Here is a 1,516-nt window from a genome sequence, read left to right as displayed (position 1 = left end):
CGGCCTGCGATCCGCACCATCGGCGCCGAACCACTTCGCCTCGCTGCAGTCGGGGTCGTCCTCGCGACCGAGTGCTGTGGCAGGTTCTACGGTGCCTCGGTCGGACGGCGACCGCGACGCCGAGCGCGCGCCGCGGCGAGATCCGCCCCGATGGGATGGGCCGCTCGGGCCGCTCGACCGCGTCGAGGCGCCGGTCGGCGTAGTCGTTCAGGGCCATGCCGCCGCTGTAGAGGAACACGGAGGCGAGCGGCAGGAGCCAGCGCCGACCGGCGAGGCGCCCTCCCCCGGCATACCCGCCCACCATCGTGTCGCCGATCACGGTGAGCGCGGCGGGCGCACGCACCAGTTCGAGGACGTCGCCGACGGTGGTCACCGCGCGACCCGTGCGGTGACCGGCGCCCCAGCGACGCGTGCACCGGTGGCCTGGGCCCAGTCGACGAGCGCGGTGGTCTGGCGTCCGAAGTCGTGCACGTCGCTGTCCCAGGGATCCTTGAAGAAGAAGCCGAGCTCCGGCACGACGCCGCCGGCGTCCGCGGCATCCGCCAGCGCGAGGAGGCGGGCGAGGTCGAGCACGAGGGGGGCGGCGAGCATCGAGTCGTAGGCGCTCCAGATGGTCTGCAGGGTGATGCGCGAACCGAGGAAGCCTTCGGCGTTGACGTGGTCCCATGCCGTCTTGATGTCGCCGAGGTCGGGAACGTTGTCGATGTGCAGCGGGGCGACGACGTGGTCGCCGACGAGGCTGCGGAGTCCGCGGGTCTTCGACACGAGCTTGCTCTGCACGGCCTCCGGGTCCGCGAGCGTGGCACCGTCGCCGCCTCCGAGCAGGTTCGCGCCCGCCCACGACTGCACGTGCATGCCGCGTGCACCGAACATGGGGGCGAGCGCCGTGCGGATCAGCGTCTCACCCGTCTTGCCGTCCTGGCCGGCCACCGGGATGCCGCGATGCGCGGCGAGTGCGCGCAGGGCCGGCAGTGAGAGTCCGGTCGACGGGGTGAAGCAGGCGTAGGCGCTGCCGGACTCGATCGCGGCGAGCGCGGCGATCGAGCTCGGCGGCAGCACCGGCTCGACCGAGTCCGCGAGCACCTGCGTGAGGAGGGCGGCGTCGTGGAACTCGGGGCGGTCGGCGGCGATGGGCTCGGTCGATGAGACGTCGATGACGACGACGTGGTCGAGTCCGTGCCGGTCGCGGAACGCGGTGATGTCGCCGGCCAGCCGCGCCACGGCCTCGGCCTGGGTCCCCGCGTGGCTCGCGGGGTGGTAGCCCGGCCGGATCTCGGCATCGGCCTGCTCCAGTGCGGGCAGCGCGGCGGTCACGTAGCGCTGCGGGATCATGCCCGAGTCGGCGAGCGCCTGGGCGTGTTGCGCCAACGGAGTGGAGCTGATGTCGTGGCCGCCCATGACCCACAGGTCGAGCTCGGTCTGCACGTCATCGACGGCGGCATCGTCGACGGCGCCGGCGGCCGCGAGCAGCCGCAGGGCGATGATCGTCGAGGCACGGGATGAGCCGTCGAGCACC

The 1,516-nt window shown here is 73.0% G+C and carries 2 protein-coding genes; both read right to left on the bottom strand.

Annotation, left to right across the window (positions count from 1 at the left end; all coding sequences use genetic code 11):
* A partial coding sequence (locus tag GH736_RS22755; RefSeq protein WP_235934646.1) for a UbiA family prenyltransferase occupies positions 1-373 on the bottom strand: 373 nt, incomplete at its 3' end.
* On the bottom strand, positions 370-1,516 hold a 1,147-nt coding region (locus tag GH736_RS22750), incomplete at its 5' end, for an inositol-3-phosphate synthase (RefSeq protein WP_159607271.1). The genes GH736_RS22755 and GH736_RS22750, both read right to left, overlap by 4 nt.

The organism is Agromyces humi (assembly GCF_009720255.1).
GTDB classification, from domain to species: Bacteria; Actinomycetota; Actinomycetes; order Actinomycetales; family Microbacteriaceae; genus Agromyces; species Agromyces humi.
Note: the sequence above shows the minus strand (reverse complement) of the source record. Positions and strands in the feature narration are given on the sequence as shown.